Source organism: Streptococcus gallolyticus subsp. gallolyticus DSM 16831 (assembly GCF_002000985.1).
GTDB lineage: Bacteria > Bacillota > Bacilli > Lactobacillales > Streptococcaceae > Streptococcus > Streptococcus gallolyticus.
Genome location: NZ_CP018822.1, coordinates 1093921 through 1111926, shown reverse-complemented (window position 1 = coordinate 1111926; position 18006 = coordinate 1093921). Strand labels below are relative to the sequence as shown.

The 18006-nt window shown below is 38.2% G+C and carries 20 protein-coding genes; 6 read left to right on the top strand and 14 right to left on the bottom strand.

The window, feature by feature from the left end:
- Positions 1–30: 30 nt before the first annotated feature.
- Positions 31–1449 carry a glycoside hydrolase family 1 protein gene (locus tag BTR42_RS05725; protein WP_013643068.1) on the bottom strand — a complete coding sequence of 473 codons (1419 nt, stop codon included), beginning with the start codon at positions 1447–1449 and terminating at the stop codon, positions 31–33.
- Positions 1450–1615: 166 nt separating this feature from the next.
- A complete protein-coding gene (locus tag BTR42_RS05720; RefSeq protein ID WP_009854123.1) occupies positions 1616–2455 on the bottom strand; it encodes a Cof-type HAD-IIB family hydrolase in 840 nt (279 codons plus the stop codon).
- A gap of 172 nt (positions 2456–2627) precedes the next feature.
- On the opposite strand from BTR42_RS05720, the gene BTR42_RS05715 reads away from it, so the two are divergent.
- Complete coding sequence (locus BTR42_RS05715; RefSeq protein WP_077496778.1) at positions 2628–3026, top strand: sodium transporter; 399 nt, start codon at positions 2628–2630, stop codon at positions 3024–3026.
- Between the two features lie 30 nt (positions 3027–3056).
- Here the strand turns inward: BTR42_RS05715 and BTR42_RS05710 are convergent, their stop codons facing one another.
- From BTR42_RS05710 to yjbM, 5 genes are all read right to left on the bottom strand, one after another.
- Positions 3057–3812 (bottom strand): SDR family oxidoreductase, encoded by a 756-nt coding sequence (locus BTR42_RS05710; protein ID WP_077496776.1) that lies wholly within the window; start codon positions 3810–3812, stop codon positions 3057–3059.
- 67 nt (positions 3813–3879) lie between these two features.
- On the bottom strand, positions 3880–4878 hold the full coding sequence (pta, locus tag BTR42_RS05705) for a phosphate acetyltransferase (RefSeq protein ID WP_009854120.1): 999 nt from the start codon (positions 4876–4878) through the stop codon (positions 3880–3882).
- A 16-nt stretch (positions 4879–4894) separates the two neighbouring features.
- Complete coding sequence (locus tag BTR42_RS05700; protein WP_077496774.1) at positions 4895–5785, bottom strand: RluA family pseudouridine synthase; 891 nt, start codon at positions 5783–5785, stop codon at positions 4895–4897.
- Positions 5782–6618 carry an NAD kinase gene (locus BTR42_RS05695; protein WP_009854118.1) on the bottom strand — a complete coding sequence of 279 codons (837 nt, stop codon included), beginning with the start codon at positions 6616–6618 and terminating at the stop codon, positions 5782–5784. The genes BTR42_RS05700 and BTR42_RS05695 overlap by 4 nt, the downstream gene beginning before the upstream one ends.
- Positions 6593–7258, bottom strand: coding sequence for a GTP diphosphokinase (gene yjbM / locus BTR42_RS05690; protein WP_003064613.1), 666 nt, complete (start codon positions 7256–7258; stop codon positions 6593–6595). Before yjbM ends, BTR42_RS05695 begins: the two co-directional genes overlap by 26 nt.
- A 132-nt stretch (positions 7259–7390) precedes the next feature.
- Here yjbM and BTR42_RS05685 point away from each other — a divergent pair, with 132 nt between their 5' ends.
- The 5 genes from BTR42_RS05685 to BTR42_RS05665 all read left to right on the top strand — a co-directional run bounded on the left by BTR42_RS05685 (position 7391) and on the right by BTR42_RS05665 (position 11282).
- Entirely contained in the window at positions 7391–7960 is a 570-nt protein-coding gene (locus tag BTR42_RS05685; RefSeq protein ID WP_077496772.1) for a CYTH domain-containing protein, read from the top strand.
- Positions 7961–8045: 85 nt separating this feature from the next.
- Positions 8046–9017 carry a ribose-phosphate diphosphokinase gene (locus BTR42_RS05680; protein ID WP_009854116.1) on the top strand — a complete coding sequence of 324 codons (972 nt, stop codon included), beginning with the start codon at positions 8046–8048 and terminating at the stop codon, positions 9015–9017.
- Positions 9018–9024: 7 nt separating this feature from the next.
- A complete protein-coding gene (locus BTR42_RS05675; protein ID WP_077496770.1) occupies positions 9025–10140 on the top strand; it encodes a cysteine desulfurase family protein in 1116 nt (371 codons plus the stop codon).
- A 1-nt stretch (position 10141) separates the two neighbouring features.
- Positions 10142–10489, top strand: coding sequence for a DUF1831 domain-containing protein (locus BTR42_RS05670; protein WP_003064609.1), 348 nt, complete (start codon positions 10142–10144; stop codon positions 10487–10489).
- A gap of 145 nt (positions 10490–10634) precedes the next feature.
- The gene (locus BTR42_RS05665; protein ID WP_009854114.1) at positions 10635–11282 is read left to right on the top strand and encodes a redox-sensing transcriptional repressor Rex; all 648 of its coding nucleotides are present in this window, start codon (positions 10635–10637) and stop codon (positions 11280–11282) included.
- Positions 11283–11431: 149 nt separating this feature from the next.
- On the opposite strand, the gene radC is transcribed toward BTR42_RS05665, so the two are convergent.
- From radC to BTR42_RS05630, 7 genes are all read right to left on the bottom strand, one after another.
- A complete protein-coding gene (gene radC / locus BTR42_RS05660; protein ID WP_012961923.1) occupies positions 11432–12112 on the bottom strand; it encodes a RadC family protein in 681 nt (226 codons plus the stop codon).
- Between the two features lie 46 nt (positions 12113–12158).
- On the bottom strand, positions 12159–12998 hold the full coding sequence (locus tag BTR42_RS05655) for a glycosyltransferase family 8 protein (RefSeq protein ID WP_077496768.1): 840 nt from the start codon (positions 12996–12998) through the stop codon (positions 12159–12161).
- A 6-nt stretch (positions 12999–13004) separates the two neighbouring features.
- Entirely contained in the window at positions 13005–14123 is a 1119-nt protein-coding gene (locus BTR42_RS05650; RefSeq protein WP_012961922.1) for an AI-2E family transporter, read from the bottom strand.
- 108 nt (positions 14124–14231) lie between these two features.
- Complete coding sequence (locus BTR42_RS05645; protein WP_077496766.1) at positions 14232–14834, bottom strand: histidine phosphatase family protein; 603 nt, start codon at positions 14832–14834, stop codon at positions 14232–14234.
- Positions 14827–15450 (bottom strand): histidine phosphatase family protein, encoded by a 624-nt coding sequence (locus BTR42_RS05640; protein ID WP_077496764.1) that lies wholly within the window; start codon positions 15448–15450, stop codon positions 14827–14829. Before BTR42_RS05640 ends, BTR42_RS05645 begins: the two co-directional genes overlap by 8 nt.
- A gap of 2 nt (positions 15451–15452) precedes the next feature.
- Complete coding sequence (locus BTR42_RS05635) at positions 15453–16067, bottom strand: histidine phosphatase family protein (protein WP_012961919.1); 615 nt, start codon at positions 16065–16067, stop codon at positions 15453–15455.
- 63 nt (positions 16068–16130) lie between these two features.
- Positions 16131–17594 (bottom strand): glycoside hydrolase family 1 protein, encoded by a 1464-nt coding sequence (locus BTR42_RS05630; protein WP_077496762.1) that lies wholly within the window; start codon positions 17592–17594, stop codon positions 16131–16133.
- Positions 17595–18006 lie beyond the last annotated feature (412 nt).

The window sequence follows — 18006 nt, the reverse complement described above, 5'->3', positions numbered from 1 at the left end:
TCTGAATCAGTTCTTTTAACGTTTTATTTATCAATCTGACAAATCTTGTCCATTTGCGGCAATGACTTTCTTGTACCAGAAGAAGGAATCTTTGCGGTAGCGTTTGAGGCTGCCTACTTCTTCATCTGTACGGTCGACGTAAATAAAGCCATAACGTTTACGGATACCTTCGTGTGTTGAGATGAGGTCGATTGCCGACCATGGATTGTAACCAAGCATATCAACACCGTCAGAAATAGCCAATTGGATTTGTGCAATGTGTTGGCGAAGGTATTCGATACGGTAGTTATCGTGAATTTTGCCGTCTTCTGTCAAAGTATCATAGGCTCCGAGACCATTTTCAGTGACTAAAAGTGGTAAACGGTAACGGCTGTACATTTCGCGAACAGTTGCACGGAAACCAACAGGGTCAATTTCCCAACCAAATTCTGTTTTCACAAGATTTGGATTGTCAACACTCTTCGCAAAGCCTGGGAAAGTTTGATTTGATTGTTGGTCGCCATTAGCGCCTGCGACTTCACTACCGTCAGAAGCTTCAACAGTCGCTGTATTGTAATAGTTAAAGCCAATAAAATCAGGTTTAGCTGCTTTCATGATAGCACGGTCCTCATCAGTAACCGTTGGCAAAGCATCATTTTCTTCCAAATATGCCCAAGCTAGGTTATTATATTCACCGAAAACATAAGCATCTAAATAAAGCCAATTACGAAGCGCATTGAAGTTTTGAGCAGCAATAACATCTTCTGGTTTTGATGACGCTGGGTAAACCAAAGAGATATTTGGCGCTGGACCAATTTTAGCATCAGGAAGCATTTCATGGCAAAGTTGCATTGCTTTAGCTTGCGCAACCAATTGGTGATGATTTTGTTGGTAAATCTCTTTAGTGAGATTAGTTGTTCCTTCTGGCACATGAAGCGTACCGATAACTGGACCAACCAATGTTAGCATGTTTTGTTCATTGATTGTTAGCCAATATTTAACACGGTCACCGAAGTTTTCAAACAAGACACGCGCATATTCAGCGAACCAATCAACAGAATCATGTGTTGACCAAGAACCACGTTCATCAAGCGCCGCTGGCATATCAAAGTGGAACATTGTGACGATTGGTTCAATGTCATATTTCAAACATTCGTCAATCAAATTATTGTAGAATTCAATCCCTTTTGGATTAACCTCGCCTGTTCCATTCGGCAAAACACGTGTCCAAGAAATGGAGAAGCGATATGATTTGAAGCCCATTTCTGCCATTAGAGCAATATCTTCTTTGTAATGATGATAATGGTCAACTGAAACTGACAAATCAGCTGTTCCTGCAGGAATTTCTTTCACGTCTTGGCATGACGGACCTTTGCCGTCCTCCAAAGCAGCTCCTTCAACTTGATAAGCTGACGTTGAAGCTCCCCACAAAAAATGTTCTGGAAATGGTTTTAAATTTTTGTGTAACATAAAAATCTCCTCACTAATGATTTTTCAATAATATTATATCGTTAAAATCAAACAAAAACTAATGATATAAAACGCATTCCTTGTACTATCATATGAACCAATGTTAAGAATCTCAATAAAATATCAAAAAACTGCTCAACGCCTCTGCCAAGCAGTTTTCTTTGTTTTAAATTAATCCCAATTTTTCAAAGGCATTATAAAGTCCGTCTTCCTCAACGTCATCGGTTACCATGTCTGCCATAGCAAGAATTTCTGGACCGCCATTTCCCATTGAGACACCAATTTCACAATATTCTAGCATGGGAATATCAACCTTAGCATCACCAAAAGCAATGGTATCCTTTTTATCAGCTTGCAAGTGCTCCAAAAGAACATCAATTGCGTGTGCTTTGGTAATATCTTTAACACCGAGGTCTCCAAATAACGCCGTTTCACCACGACCACCCCATGTTCCAGCTTTTAAACTTGGAAAAGCTTTGGCTGAATCCAAATGGTCTTGGTAAGAATTAAGAATAAAGCTGACCTTATTCAAATCATCACGATACAATTCGCCGCCATAAATCAAGCCATGAAGAGCATCTTCTGCTTCCATATGTTCAACTTCTGCCGCAGTTTTGCCTTTAGAAAGCGCATATTGTCGCATTACTGGGCGGGCAACTTCTTTGAAATTTTCCGAAGCAAAAAGACCATTATTTGATTCTAAGTAAAATTCCAACCCACGTTCGTGTAGCCAGTCAACAATAGCTTTGGCATCCTCTTTTGAAATCAACTGGTGCATGATCACCTGACCGTTATGTTCAACATAAGAACCATTGCCACCAATCATGCCATCAAGACCAATTTCCCATAGCTCAGGCTGCATTTCTGCACGACTACGTCCCGTGCAAACAAAGACATAATGTCCATTTTGACGCGCTTGTTGAATTGCTTTGACAGCAGACTCTGGCACGCGATTATGATAATCCACTAATGTTCCATCGACGTCTAAAAAAATAATCTTACTCATCGTTTTCCTCCAACCTATCTTTGTTATCTATTATAAACAGTTTGTTAGCAAGAAGATAGTATGATGTTAGCGTTTTCTGATATTATCCTCTGAATGTTCAAGACAATGCATGTGCAAGTTCCCTCATAGCAGCTTACAAACAGTTTAGTTGTGCTTTTCTGATAAAATCGTTATGATTGATAACATGAAAAACATTAAAGCATTACTGGCTCATCTTCCCTACCGAGCTAGTTTTTATGATAACAATTTAAAGCTCATTTATAGCAACAATCGCTCTGACGGTTCATTTTTTCCAGAAAATGAAAGCGAGAAACTTTCTGAATGGATTTGGCAAAGCCTGCATCAATCTCCAGAAAAAAGCCTACATTTGCAAATACCGACAGATAGTTTTGATGTCATCTTAACGCAAACTTATCAGCTGATTTTAGATACTTCTGGTCAATCACTTGGTATCATAACTTACATTCAAGACTTAAAACCACTTCTGTCTAGTTATCTAAAAGAAACTGGTCAAGCTATCGTTGCTTGGTCTGACACCACATCAGGACCTTCTATTGGTAATGATTTATAGGAATGATGAAAAGAGCCATATGGCTCTTTTTTAATCTCGGTAAACGGGTTGTGGTCCGAAAGATTGGGAAACAGGCATTATTTCAATGCGGTTGATATTGACATGAGAAGGTTGGCTTGCCACCCAAGAAACGGTGTTAGCAATATCTTCTGTTTTAATAGCATGTGCGCCATCGTAGAGTTTTTCAGCGCGTTCATTGTCGCCTTTAAAACGAACATTTGAAAATTCTGTTCCCTCACAAAGACCTGGTTCAATATTGGTAACCCGAATTTTAGTGCCTGCAAGATCCGCACGCAAGTTCAATGAAAATTGTTTCACGAAAGCTTTTGAAGCCCCGTAAACATTAGCCCCAGGATAAGGAACTGTACCAGCAGTTGACCCAAGATTGATAATCATACCAGTATTACGTTTAACCATATCTGGCAAAATTTGGCGAGTTAAATAAGTCAAACCAATGATATTCGTATTAATCATTGTCAGCCAATCTGAAAAATCTGCTTCGTATGCCTTATCCAAGCCAAGTGCTAAGCCTGCATTGTTAACCAGAATGTCAATTTCTCGCCACTCTTTAGGCAAAGAAGCCAAAGCTTCATCAATAGCTTGTGTTTGTGAGACATCCATTTGAAGAGGGTAAACATTCTGTTCACCTAGTGCTGCTTGTAAGCTCTGCAATTTTTCCAAACGGCGGGCACTAGCAATGACACGATAACCGTCAGATACTAATTTTTCAGCGATAGCTTTACCAAATCCAGCAGAAGCTCCCGTAACTAAAGCAATTTTTGACATATTTCCTCTTTTCTTATTAAGACAAGAAAGCCAGTCGGAAAAACCAACTGAGCTTTGTTAATTTTTATTAATTGTCGTTACCATCAATAGCTTGAGCAGCTGTGATGATAGCTAATTTGTAAATATCCTCAGCACTTGAACCACGTGACAAATCATTCACAGGCTTGTTGAGTCCTTGAAGGATTGGACCAATAGCTTCAAACATCCCTAAGCGTTGAGCAATTTTGTAACCAATATTTCCTGATTGAAGGTCTGGGAAGATAAAGACATTTGCTTGTCCTGCAATATCACTATCTGGTGCTTTTACAGCCGCTGTCCCTGGAACAAATGCCGCATCAAATTGCAATTCACCATCCAAAAGAATGTCAGGACGTGTTTCTTTAGCAATCTTAGTTGCTGTTTGTACTTTTTCAACTTGTGGCGCCTTAGCACTTCCTTTCGTTGAAAAACTCAACATTGCAATCTTTGGTTCAATGTCAAAAATTTTAGCCGTATCCGCAGTATTCACAGCAATTTCAGCCAATTCTTGAGCGGTAGGGTCGATATTAATCGCACAGTCAGCAAACACAAGACGTTGTTCTGTTGTTTCACGATTCATCAAGAACACTCCTGAAGTGCGTGAAATGCCAGGTTTCGTTTTAATGATTTGAAGCGCTGGGCGAACCGTATCAGCGGTTGAATGAATGGCACCAGAAACCATTCCGTCAGCCAAGCCAAGTTTGACAAGCATGACACCAAAATAATTGACATCTTGCAACAAACGCTCAGCATCTTCTGGTGTTACTTTTCCCTTACGAATTTCAAGAAATGCTTCTTTCATTTCATCAAATTGATCGTATTCTGCTGGGTTGATAATGACATAATTTTGATCAGCGAAGCCAAATTTCGCAAGCAAAGCTCGAACTTCTTTAGCGTCTCCTAAAATAATCGGCTCAATTAATCCCTCGAATTTCAAACGAGCGGCTGCTCGAAGCACGCGTTCGTCATTTCCTTCAGGAAAAACAATTTTGAGGTTTTTACCAATAATTTTTTCCCGTAAGCTACCAAATAAAGATCGAATTCCCATATTTTTAACCTTCTATCTAATTTTGTTGTAGTTCCATGATAACGCTATCAAAATCATCTGTCAAGTTTGTGGTCTGAATTATCTCTTCGTTTGTGTATGGGTTTACAAAGCGAAGGTAATGGCAATGCAAGGCTTGACGTGTAATGCCATAATCCATGCTTCCGCCATACATATCATCTCCCAGCAATGGAAAGCCAATATGCGAAAAATGCACACGAATCTGGTGGGTACGTCCCGTATGGAGACGAATATCTACCAAAGCTACCTCACCAAAACGCGCCACAACTTCATAGCTCGTGTGGGCGTATTTGCCAGACGGATGCACACAACGTGTGATGATACTATCATCTGAACGAGCAATCGGTGCAATAATTTCACCTTTATCTGCTAATTCACCTTTGCCAGAAACCAAAGCATAATACCGTTTTTCAATGGTTTTATTTTGCAGTTGCTTATCTAATCTAGCGTGTGCATAGCCATGTTTGGCAAACAGCATCAATCCGCTCGTATCCTTATCCAAACGTGTCACAATATGCACCTGTTTATTGGGATAATTTTGCTCTAGATAATAATGTTTCACAAAATTAGCAATCGTATTGGAATGCAAAACGCTTGGAATACTAGCATAGCCATGCGGTTTATTGATAATCAAAAAATGCTCATCTTCGTAAGCAATATTAAGGTCATGTTTGACAGGAACTAACGTCTCATGTTCTTCTTCGTCAGGAATTTCAATGGTAACAATATCACCAACGTTCAATAAATAAATGGCATTTTGTTCAACACCATTTACCCATATATTCCCGCCTTTGAACTTAACTTTGGCTAATAATCCTTTTGAAACATCATGACCTTTTAAAAATGTTTTTACTTTTGTCTGTCGATCAGCAACAAAATCAAATCTCACGACTCCAACTCTCCTATAAAGGCATCTGTTACGCGTTCCCAGAAACTTGTATGGAACGGTGTCGCCACAAAACTAATTTTTTTATTGTCAATGCAATATTCAATTTTAGACACATTTTTGTAATGCATCGTTTTATTATCGATTGAAATCGTGTAAACGCCTTGACGTTTAGGAATAATCTCAATTTTATCTTTTTTAGGAACAATCACTGAAGACCCTAGCGTGCGATAGACACGATTATTCAAACTAGAAATTTCCGCCAGCTGCAGGGCTTCCATTGTCGGATGCAAAATCGCACCACCTAATGATTTATTATAACCTGTACTTCCTGTTGGTGTCGATACAGAAAGACCGTCACCACGGAAACGTTCTAGTTTCACTTTATCAATAACAACATCCGCAACCATCGTTTTTTCAATACGTTTAATGGCTACTTCATTCAACGCACGCGCTTTAACCACACGCCCATCGTCCAAGGTAATTTTTGCCCTCAAAATAGGATAAGAAACCTTACGTCCCTTATCAGCATGCAAATTTTCGATTAATTTTTCAACTTCAAAATCACGATAATCCGTATAGAAGCCAAGGTGTCCTGTATGAATTCCGACAAAGCGCACTTTATCAAGATTTTTTTCATACATGTGAAACGCTGATAACAACATACCATCACCGCCGATAGAAATGACAATATCAGGATCTTTCTTAGATAGATAAAATCGCTTGTCCTCCTTGAAGGTCGCAAAAAGTTTTGAAGCAACTCGCCTACTTTGGTATTTTCCGTTTGCCACGATAGCTACTCGTGTCACTTTATCTGTAATATTCGTCTGTGTCATCGCTATTTCCTACACCATCACTTAATTTTCGACTTGCGGGATCAAATAAAAGCTGTGCTTCTCTAATATCCTCACGAATCTTTCTCATTTCTTCATCCAATTCAAGCGCAATTTTCGCTGTCGTTTCAAGGCGTTTCTTGATTTCATCTGGAAATTCACCCTTGTACTTATAATTCAATGAATGCTCAATTGTCGCCCAGAAATTCATGGCTAATGTTCGAATTTGAATCTCAGCCAAGACCGTCTTTTGACCATCTATCGTATCTACTGGATACTCTACAATAACATGATAAGAACGATAGCCACTTGCTTTCATGTTATTGATATAATCACGTTCTTGAACAATTGTCATGTCGTGACGGCCACGCAAAAGAGCTAGAACTTCATCAACGTCATCTACGAATTGAACCATGACACGAACACCTGCAATATCTTGCAAATCCTGTGCAATATTTTCAGGTTTAATTCCCCGAAGTTCCATTTTTTCCTTGATACTTTCAACTGATTTTACACGACCAGTTACAAATTCAATCGGAGAATGGCGATTTTGCTTACGAAACTGCTTACGAATACCACGTAATTTAATCTTCAACTCCCCAACTGTCTGTATGTAAGGATCTAAAAATTTTTCCCAGTCCATCACATTTCCTTCCTAATGGACCTGTCACGAAAGACATGACCAATCCTTGTCAAAAAATTGACTTTTGTATAGAATTAATATAATAAACTAATTATACCATAAATCTAATGGTGAAAAAAAGGAAATTTATTTATGACACACCTTGAAATTGAGTACAAAACCTTACTCACTAAAGACGAATTTAATCGTCTCAATAATCAGTTTTCACACGTAGCACCAGTCACACAGACAAACTACTACTTCGACTCAGAAAACTTTGATATGAAGGCTAATCGTATGTCATTACGTATTAGAACCTTGCCCAACCGTGCAGAAATAACACTAAAAATTCCAAAAGAAGTTGGCAACTTAGAATATAACTATAATTTGAGTGTTGCAGATGCTAAAGAAACCATCAAATCTGGAGAATTTCCAGATGTTGATTTTCTAAAACTTATCGAAGAAAACGGGGTTAAACTCTCAAGTCTTAAAAACTTTGGCAGCCTTACAACAACACGCCGTGAAACCATGACTAAAATTGGTTTAATGGCACTTGATAGCAACCAATACGCTGGTATTAAAGACTACGAACTTGAATTAGAAGTTGAAAATGCCGAACAAGGCAAGAAAGATTTTGACAACTTCTTAGCCGAACACGCTATCGATTTCAAGTACGCTAAAAGTAAAGTCGCTCGATTCAGCGCGACCCTAAAACGAATTTAAGGCGCTTTTTCATGAGAAAGTGCTGAATTATTTCATTTTTTTTGATAGAATATAAGTATTAATTTTAAAGGAGTTTATTTATATCATGGCAGAACATTACGCCGACAAACAATTCAAGCTTTTTTCTCTTTCTTCTAACGTAGAGATTGCACAAAAGATTGCGGACACAGTTGGTGTCCCACTTGGAAAAGTGTCAACACGTAAGTTTTCAGACGGCGAAATCATGATTAACATCGAAGAAACAGTTCGTGGAGATGATATTTACATCATCCAATCTACTAGCTACCCTGTTAATGACAACCTTTGGGAACTTTTGATTATGGTTGATGCTTGTAAACGTGCTAGTGCAAGCACAGTTAACGTGGTTATCCCTTATTTTGGTTACTCACGTCAAGACCGTATCGCTGCATCACGTGAACCAATTACTGCAAAACTTGTTGCTAACATGTTAGTTAAAGCTGGCGTGGATCGTCTATTGACTCTTGACCTTCACGCTGTTCAAGTTCAAGGATTCTTTGATGTTCCAGTTGATAACCTCTTTACTGTTCCACTTTTTGCTAAATACTACTGTGAATTAGGACTAAAAGGTGAAGACGTTGTCGTTGTTAGCCCTAAAAACTCTGGTATCAAACGTGCTCGTAGCTTAGCGCAATACCTTGATTCACCAATCGCAATCATCGACTATGCAGAAGATGATTCTCACCGCGAAGAAGGTTATATCATCGGTGAAGTTGCTGGTAAAAAAGCTATCCTTATCGATGACATTTTGAACACAGGTAAAACATTTGCTGAAGCTGCTAAAATCGTAGAACGCGATGGCGCAACAGAAATCTATGCCGTAGCAAGTCACGGTTTGTTTGCTGGCGGTGCTGCCGAAAGCCTTGATACAGCTCCTATTAAAGAAATTTTAGTAACTGACTCTGTCGCTACTAAAGAACGCTTGCCAAAAAATATTAAATATCTTTCAGCAAGCAAATTAATTGCTGACGCGATTATTCGTATCCACGAAAAATCACCACTCAGCCCATTATTCTCATATAACGCTACAAAGGACTAACTAATATATGATATATCTCGATAATGCTGCTACTACCCCTCTCACACCTTCTGTTATTGATGCAATGACAGAAATCATGGTCAACGATTTTGGTAACCCCTCAAGTATTCATGGCATTGGACGTCAAGCCAACCAGCGCCTACGCTCGAGCCGCCAAATGATTGCCTCAGCCTTAAAGACTGACCCACGCCGCATTATCTTTACATCTGGTGCAACCGAAAGCAACAATACTGCTATCAAAGGTTACGCCCTTGCTAATCAAGCTAAAGGAAAACACCTCATCACTACTGCTATCGAGCATCATTCTGTGCTTCACACCATGGAATACTTGGAAAAACGCTTTGGTTTTGAAGTGACCTATCTGAAGCCTGAAAATGGTCATATTTCTGCGCAACAAGTTGCTGACGCTTTACGTGATGATACTATTTTGGTTAGCATCATGTTTGCCAATAACGAAACTGGTGATCTTCTTCCTGTTAAAGAAATTGGAGAACTTCTTCAAGACCATCAAGCCGCATTCCATGTTGATGCCGTTCAAGCCGTCGGAAAAATTGATGTCTTTCCTGAAGAAATCAAAGCTGATTTTCTTTCAGCTTCTGCTCATAAATTCCATGGACCAAAAGGTGTCGGTATTCTCTACTCAACACCACAGCATTTTGATAACTTGCTTCATGGTGGCGAACAAGAAGAGAAACGCCGTGCTAGTACGGAAAATATGATTGGTATTGCCGGTTTAGCCCAAGCTTTGTCTGACGCCATTGCTCATAAAGATGAAAATTATCAACACGTTCAAGAACTTCGTCAAGCATTCCTTGATGGCATTTCTGATTTGGATTATTATATCAATGGTAGCCAACATAACATGCCTCACGTTCTTAACATCGGTTTTCCAAATCAAAACAACGGTATTCTTTTAACGCAACTTGATTTAGCAGGTTTTGCCGTTTCAACAGGTTCTGCTTGTACTGCTGGAACAGTCGATCCAAGTCATGTTTTGTCTAGCATTTATGGTGACGATTCTCCACGTTTAACAGAATCTATTCGCATTAGCTTTTCAGAGCTTAATACAATCAGCGAAGTCCAACAACTCGCTCAAAAATTAATAGAAATTGTAGGAAAATAAGATGGCATTTGAAAAAGAAATTACTTTAGAAAACTGTCTTTATAGCTATGCTATTAGCGATAACATCAAAAAATACACGCTTCGTGATACCACATTTTCACAAAATCGTATCGGAAACTACGAATTAACACGCTTGTTGGAAAAAGTGCCTAATTCTGGTGATGGTTTCCCATTGAAAATTACGATTAACAAAGATTTGACAGGTTTTAAACTCAGCATTACTGATAAATCTGGTCTGCGTTTTGTCAATATCTTCAAATCTGAGGACAATAAAATCCTTCAAGAAAAATTTTATTTCTTAATGGATAGTCTTGTGGAACGTGATATTTTCACAAAAAAACGTGTTTAATAACCTTTTAAACACTAAAAACGACTTAATATCTAACATTTTTTGTTAGTTTAAGTCGTTTTTTTAGCTTATTTCGTTAAATTTGTTTCTGTTTTCACAAACTTTTTGATACAATAGTGTTAACAAGTAAAAGGGAGATGGTATTGTGACTACTGAGAAATCTATTCCTAAAGCAACAGCTAAACGACTCTCACTTTATTATCGTATTTTCAAGCGATTCAATACAGATAATGTCGAAAAAGCGAGTTCTAAACAAATTGCAGATGCTATGGGAATTGATTCTGCAACCGTACGTCGAGATTTTTCATATTTCGGCGAACTAGGGCGTCGAGGATTCGGCTATGATGTCAAAAAATTGATGAATTTCTTTGCTGACATTTTAAATGACCATTCAACGACAAATGTTCTTCTTGTTGGTTGCGGAAATATTGGACGAGCTTTGCTTCACTATCGTTTCCACGATCGTAATAAAATGCAAATTGCTATGGCTTTTGATACTGACGATAATGAAATGGTGGGACATGAAACATCAGATGGCATTCCAATCTATGGTATCTCATCACTAAAAAAACACGCGCAAGAAGCTGGCATTGAAACAGCTATTTTAACTGTTCCAAGTTCAAAAGCTCAAGAAGTTGCGGATGTCTTGGTTGATGCTGGTATTCATGGTATTTTGAGCTTCTCTCCTGTTCACCTCAATGTTCCAAAAGGTATCATCGTTCAATACGTTGATTTAACAAGTGAGTTGCAAACCTTACTATATTTCATGAATCAATCCAATCAAAATAATTAGGCTATCAAGTTAGCTTCAAAAACAACATTCTTGATACTTTCCACTAAGTGAAAGTATCTTTTTTGTTGCTTACCATTTATTTTTTAGAATATATTTTATGAATGACTTTCTTCTGCTGCTTTCTCGTTAGAAATTCAAAGTGAACGACATTACAAAACATCTGTTTCTTCTCGGAAGCTGTAATATTGGTATTTTCCAATGACGATATGGTCAAGGCAAATAATACCAATATCTTCACAAGCGCGTTTCATTTTTTGGGTAAATTGCAGGTCGTTCTCGCTTGGCTCTGGGGAGCCTGACGGATGATTATGGACAATAATAACTGATGTTGCCATATTTTTGCATGCATAATAGAGAATTTCACGTGGTTCAGCAATCGAACGGCGAACAGAACCGATAAAAATCGTTCGTTGTTCAATAATTCGATTTTGCGTATCCAGATAAATAGCCACCAAGTGCTCTTGTTTTTGGTCGCTCAATTCTAACATCATTTTACGTGCTAGGCGTTCGCTGCTCATAATGCGTTCTTTTTGGACATATTCAGCCTTGCTAATGCGCTTTGCTAGTTCAATCATTGCTTTGATTTCAATTGATTTAACATAACCAATACCGTTGATTTGTTGCAATTCTTGCAGGGATAGGTGTTGAAAATCAGCTAAGCTATCTAGATTTTTCAAGATTTGATTGGCAACTTCCAAAACTGGGGTTGTTTTTGTTCCTGTTCGTAATAAAATAGATAATAGTTCCTGATTGCTAAGGTGCTCTGCCCCCAAATCTCTCAAGCGTTCTCGTGGCAACATAGCATCTGCTTTCATTTCAATTGCATACATAATAAAAAGTACCTCCACTTATTTATTCGTAAGTCGAGGTACTTTTTTAATGATTTTTCTTATTTTTTAAACGTAATGCGCGGTGCTGATAGTGTTTATAAAGAGCGCTGTAACGTCCGCGGTAATCTTTTTTCCATGGCTTATCTCGTCCGCAAAAATGCAAGAACACCGTATGTTCAATAACCCAATTTAAATTCCATTTGCCAGAACTTCTACTATAATAAAGAACATTATATCGCGCATCGTAATTATAAATCTGGTCAGGAATTTGCAAGGTTTGATGCCCATATAAGGCATTCAAGATGTCTTGGTCTGGCAACAACAAGAGATGATTATTTTGCTCAATATAATCTAAAATGTCTTGTCGGTGCACCGACTGGCGAATGGCATCCAAGTTCATCAAAAGGACACCAGAATTAAAATACCCTTCTGCCTCAAAATTCCCTAAACGCAGTTTATTAACGAGTTCTGAAATATTGCCATCTGACGTATGGCTAGCAGCGGCATATAGTTTATCCCCTAAATTCAGCTTATATAAGGGAACAACATCATTCAAACACAAAATATCCGCATCAACATATAAAATCTTGTCCAATTCCTTTGGCAAATATTCATGAGCCAAAAGGCGATAATAAATGGTCTCAGGGTAACGATCTGTTGTTGGAGCATCTTCAAATGCTTCCTCACCAATCACAACAGGCGTATAACGGACACCTAGTTTTTGACAGAATTCCGAAATGTCATCATTCTTTTTTAACAATTGCTTTTGTAAAACATAAACGGCTAGGTTATGATTGCTACTATTTTGATAAATCGAATATAGCGTGACCATAAATTGCGAAACATAGCCATCATCGATTGAAAAGAGTAAATTGATTGTATCCATATTATCTCAGTTATCTAAGTTTGCTTGTTGGCGCTTAGCAACGTTGTCTTTAATGATTTGATAAAGACTTGCTGCCAAAGGTACAGCTACTAACATTCCAAGGATACCCCATAAAGCACCACCGATTGTGATTGCCATTAAGACCCACATACCTGGTAATCCAATTGAACCACCAACGACACGCGGATAAATGACATTCCCTTCAAATTGTTGTAAAACAATCAAGTAAATTAAAAAGAGAAACGCTTGTGAAACAGATTGTGTGGCAATTAAGATAAAACCAATGGTCGCTCCGATATAAGCACCAATAACAGGAATTAGTGCCGTAAATGCAACCAAAATACCAATTGTTGCCGCATAGGGAAAACTAAACAGAAACATTCCTGCTGCTGTCAAGCTCCCCAAAATCATCGCTTCTAGCGTTTGACCAACAAAGAAACCGTGAAAACGTTGGTGCAAAATGTCTAGGACATAGTGAACTTTTTCGGCGTATTTGCCAAGATAGGTATCAATCAAAAGATTAAACTGACGCCCCAATTGTTCTTTGCTTGCCAAAACATAAATTGAAAAGACTAAGCTAACAAAGACATTTAAAACAGTTGAAGCAATCGTACTAACCGACGTCAAAACCCCTGTTAAAACGGACAGCACTTGATTTAAAATTTGCTGACTATAATCTGAAAGAGTTGAGGTAATATCAGATGAATTTCCAAAATAATCAAACAGTTCTTTGATAGCCTTATTATCACTCACTTCTTTAATAAAATTAGCAATGCCAGTCGTATCAATCTTCAGTAAGGAATTAATACTTGAAATCAAATCAGGCAGGACAATCGAAAAGAGCCAGCTAATCAATAAAATAAAGGTCAAGTATGCCAAAATCATCGAAATTGCACGTTTGGCCTTCAAAAGCACTCTATTTTTGATAACGCGCGTGTAGAGCATTTCATATAAGCTCATGACAATGTTGACAATATAGGCAATTCCAGCACCAATTAAAAAGGGGAAGCTTGCCTTATAAATCGTTCCGACAATCGACGCACCATTACTCCAATAAGCTTGGATAGCATAACAAAGGACAAAGGCAAGTACAACATAATAGACTTGTTTTTTCTCGAATTTCATAACAGCTCCTAATTTTCAGTTGCTTTCATTATATCATATCAAAATTTATCGAAAAACCGAAATATCTACTTCTTTTAACCTGCTTTTTGCTATTCTTGGCTAACAATACTATTTATCATAAATTTGCCCACTAACGGGGTCAATGATTTTGATTAAATCATAAGTGCTATCCGTGATACTATAATTAAATATGCAACAATTTGAAAAATGCAATTCAGGATGATTATCTAATTCTAAAGCGCTAAAAAAGCTCATGATTGCGCCTGCGTGGCTGACTGCTAAAATCGTTGCATCATCGTCTGCTTGCGACACTAAACGAAAAACAGTATCACTAACCCGTTTTTTCACCTGCGTTTCACTTTCACCGTCATATTTTAGGTAGAAATCGCCATGTCCCTTTTGATTAGGTTCACGATTCGGATGTAAATACTCTGGCTTTCCTTCCATTCGACCAAAATTAAATTCTTTCAAACCTTTGAGCCGTGTATAATCTGCACGTCCGCTCACAATTTCCAAAGTATCAGAACAACGTTCTGCTGTCGAACAATAAAGCTTATCAAAAGTAATGTGATGAGCATGAAAATAATCACGCGCTGCTTGAGCTTGCTGTTTGCCATTTCTCGTCAAGGGTGAATCGCACCAGCCTTGAATCAACCCAAGTTGATTAAACAAGGTTTCTCCATGACGCATTAAGTAGAGTGTCTTAGTCATTCTCTTCCCTTTCAAAAATGTACTCTTTTTCTGTTGGATTATAGATTGATTGCACCATAATATCCTTACCATCATAAGTCATTTTGAAAATGGCACAGTTTGCCAGACGTTTCTTAGGAACTGGCGGATTCAGCGTAGCATGACGGTAAAACTGAGTTATTGCCGCACCATGACTGACAAATAAGAGCTGGTCTTCATCACTACTTTGCTCTAAAACCTCACGAATAGTCTTAGCCATTCGTTCATAAACTTGAACATTGGATTCGCCACCATAAGCCACAAAATAATCACGGTAACCTGAACCATCTTCACGGTGTAAAGGTGGATTGAGGTATTCTTGGTGTGCTTCGTAAGAACCAAAATCCATTTCTTTTAGTCCTTTCAAACGAATATAATCTGTGCGCCCCGTTGCTAATTCAGCAGTATCACAAGCACGTTCCTGCGTCGAAGAATAGACACGTGTAAACGTAATGCCCTCTTCTTTAAAATGTTGTCTAGCAGACTTTGCTTGCTCAATTCCCAGTTCAGTCAAGGGAGAATCACAAGCTCCTTGGATACGTCCTTGAAGATTAAAGCGCGTTTGAGCATGTCGCATCACATAAAAAGTTTTAATCATTTTTACTCCCCTTCAAATGAATATGTCTTAAATGCCTTGGTTGGTAAAATCAGTTTTTGCAACTCTAACTGTTCTTGATGATATTGGAACTCACAAATAGCACAATTTGAAAAGCCAACTCCCTCTGGAAATTGAATACCGAGCTGCAGACAAACACCCCACATCGTTGCTCCATGGCTAACCATTAAAATGTTATCAGCATGATTATCATTTGCCAGCACTTCAAGAATGCTGTCCAACCCCCGCTTACCAACTGTTACAATGTCCTCGCCACCAAAAGGCACCAACAAATCTTCAAACGAATTAGCACCTGCTCTAAATTTTGGCAAAAGAAATTCAGGCTGTGCTTCAAACTCACCAAAGTTCATCTCTTTGATGCCTTTTAATTGAGTGACTTGTGATTGACCAGACACCAATTTAGCAGTATCTGTCGCTCGTTCTTGCGTTGAAGAATAAACACTATCAAACCAAATGCTATTTTCATTAAAATAATCTTTGGCAAGAAGAGCTTGCTGAATACCTAAATCTGTTAGAGGCGAATCGCAAGCTCCCTGCACCCGCCCTTGTGTATTAAATAAGGTCTCGCCATGGCGCATCAAATACAATTTTGTTGCCATTTATATCATTTTCCTTCCTAGCAAAGAAACTCAGCTGAAAAAGCCCAACTGAGTTTATTATCATTAATCATTTAAAATATTAGCGCCACGTGTTGCAATCAAATCTTTATAAAAGAAGAATGAGTCTTTACGTGAGCGGTCAAAGCTACCGTTTCCTTGGTCGTCAGCATCAACGTAAACAAAACCATAGCGTTTTGACATTTCAGAAGTTGACGCCGAAACAAGGTCTGTACAACCCCACCAAGTGTATCCCATCAAATCAACACCGTCCTCAATGGCTTCATACATTTGTTTGACGTGTGATTGGAGATAATCAATACGGTATTGGTCGTGAATCGAACCGTCTTCTTCTACTGTATCAAGAGCACCTAGACCATTTTCAACAACCATAAGCGGTACTTGGTAACGGTCATAAAGATTGTTAAGCGTGATACGAAGTCCGACAGGGTCGATTTGCCAACCCCAGTCAGAAGCTTCAAGATATGGATTTGGTTCGCTTAGGATAAGATTTCCTGCTGTTTGGTCGCCCGTTTTTTGCTTACGAGCAATTGAACTCATATAATATGAGAATGACATGAAGTCAACAGGATATTTTTCAAGAATTTCAAGGTCACCGTCTGCGATTTCTAATTCGATATTATTTTCTTTAAAGAAACGTTTGGCATATGCTGGGTATTTTCCGCGAACTTGAACATCAGAGAAGAATAGATTTTCATGGTCTTTTTTGATTTCTTCCATGACGTCTTCTGGATTGCAGGTCGCAGGATAGGCTTGCATACGCGCTAACATACACCCAATCTTGAAATCAGGATTAATCTCGTGACCGATTTTTGTTGCCAAACTTGATGCTACAAACTGATGATGAGCTGCTTGATACATATCTTGGAGGTTCAATTTACCATCTTCAAACAAGAGCCCACCTGATAAATAACCAGTCATACCAATAATATTAATTTCATTGAATGTCAACCAATATTTGACCTTATCTTTGTAACGATTAAAGACCGTTTCAGCATAACGAACAAAGAAATCAATCACTTTACGATTTTGCCAGCCACCGTATTCTGTTACCAAATGGATTGGAAATTCATAGTGAGATAAAGTAACCAGTGGCTCGATGCCGTATTTATTAAGCTCATCAAAAACCTTATCATAAAAAGCTAACCCAGCTTCATTCGGTGTCGCATCATCACCATTTGGAAAAATACGTGACCATGCAATAGAAAGACGAAACGTCTTGAAGCCCATTTCGGCATAAAGGGCAATATCTTCTTTATAACGATGATAAAAATCAGACCCCCAACGTTTTGGATAAAGCCCTTCTTTATCATTCAAAGCTGCATCCAATTTAGCACGAGTCATTGGTGAATTAAATTCACTTCCCATTGATTTGCGTTCTTCTGGAGCAACGGCACGCGCTGTATCCGATGTTGCTGGACCACGTCCGTCAACATTCCAAGCGCCTTCAAATTGATTGGCAGCTGTTGCACCGCCCCACAAAAATCCTTCTGGAAATTGTTTTGTCATATATAGTCACCTCATACATTGATTTACTCTTGTATTATACCCAGAAATGTAGGCGTTTTCTATTACTATGTTCTTGAAATATGATACTATACCACTATTATCACGATAATTTACCAAATAAATGCATTTTTAGCCTATGATAACTGAATTTATTGGGTAAATAGGAAGTCTTTTTCTTTTGCTCAACTTTTTGATGATTATGTTCTGACAAAGATTTGTAAAATCCCTTAACCAAGCCTTTTCTATCCTTTATTGATATAGACTTTTCAGATGACAATTTGACAAACGGCGTTTCTCTCTATATAATAAATAAGTTGAAATTATTCTATTTTTTCTGAAAATACGAAAAATAGCTAGTACTCATTTAGTGGTTAATAGTTAAAAAATTGGTTTTATCTTTTAACCAGTGATT

What these genes read in the sequence shown, in the direction of transcription:
- BTR42_RS05725 (WP_013643068.1), bottom strand. Translation starts at nt 1,449, where the DNA reads ATGTTACACAAAAATTTAAAACCATTTCCAGAACATTTTTTGTGGGGA.
- BTR42_RS05720 (WP_009854123.1), bottom strand. Translation starts at nt 2,455, where the DNA reads ATGAGTAAGATTATTTTTTTAGACGTCGATGGAACATTAGTGGATTAT.
- BTR42_RS05715 (WP_077496778.1), top strand. Translation starts at nt 2,628, where the DNA reads ATGATTGATAACATGAAAAACATTAAAGCATTACTGGCTCATCTTCCC.
- BTR42_RS05710 (WP_077496776.1), bottom strand. Translation starts at nt 3,812, where the DNA reads ATGTCAAAAATTGCTTTAGTTACGGGAGCTTCTGCTGGATTTGGTAAA.
- pta (WP_009854120.1), bottom strand. Translation starts at nt 4,878, where the DNA reads ATGGGAATTCGATCTTTATTTGGTAGCTTACGGGAAAAAATTATTGGT.
- BTR42_RS05695 (WP_009854118.1), bottom strand. Translation starts at nt 6,618, where the DNA reads ATGACACAGACGAATATTACAGATAAAGTGACACGAGTAGCTATCGTG.
- yjbM (WP_003064613.1), bottom strand. Translation starts at nt 7,258, where the DNA reads ATGGACTGGGAAAAATTTTTAGATCCTTACATACAGACAGTTGGGGAG.
- BTR42_RS05685 (WP_077496772.1), top strand. Translation starts at nt 7,391, where the DNA reads ATGACACACCTTGAAATTGAGTACAAAACCTTACTCACTAAAGACGAA.
- BTR42_RS05680 (WP_009854116.1), top strand. Translation starts at nt 8,046, where the DNA reads ATGGCAGAACATTACGCCGACAAACAATTCAAGCTTTTTTCTCTTTCT.
- BTR42_RS05675 (WP_077496770.1), top strand. Translation starts at nt 9,025, where the DNA reads ATGATATATCTCGATAATGCTGCTACTACCCCTCTCACACCTTCTGTT.
- BTR42_RS05670 (WP_003064609.1), top strand. Translation starts at nt 10,142, where the DNA reads ATGGCATTTGAAAAAGAAATTACTTTAGAAAACTGTCTTTATAGCTAT.
- radC (WP_012961923.1), bottom strand. Translation starts at nt 12,112, where the DNA reads ATGTATGCAATTGAAATGAAAGCAGATGCTATGTTGCCACGAGAACGC.
- BTR42_RS05655 (WP_077496768.1), bottom strand. Translation starts at nt 12,998, where the DNA reads ATGGATACAATCAATTTACTCTTTTCAATCGATGATGGCTATGTTTCG.
- BTR42_RS05650 (WP_012961922.1), bottom strand. Translation starts at nt 14,123, where the DNA reads ATGAAATTCGAGAAAAAACAAGTCTATTATGTTGTACTTGCCTTTGTC.
- BTR42_RS05645 (WP_077496766.1), bottom strand. Translation starts at nt 14,834, where the DNA reads ATGACTAAGACACTCTACTTAATGCGTCATGGAGAAACCTTGTTTAAT.
- BTR42_RS05640 (WP_077496764.1), bottom strand. Translation starts at nt 15,450, where the DNA reads ATGATTAAAACTTTTTATGTGATGCGACATGCTCAAACGCGCTTTAAT.
- BTR42_RS05635 (WP_012961919.1), bottom strand. Translation starts at nt 16,067, where the DNA reads ATGGCAACAAAATTGTATTTGATGCGCCATGGCGAGACCTTATTTAAT.
- BTR42_RS05630 (WP_077496762.1), bottom strand. Translation starts at nt 17,594, where the DNA reads ATGACAAAACAATTTCCAGAAGGATTTTTGTGGGGCGGTGCAACAGCT.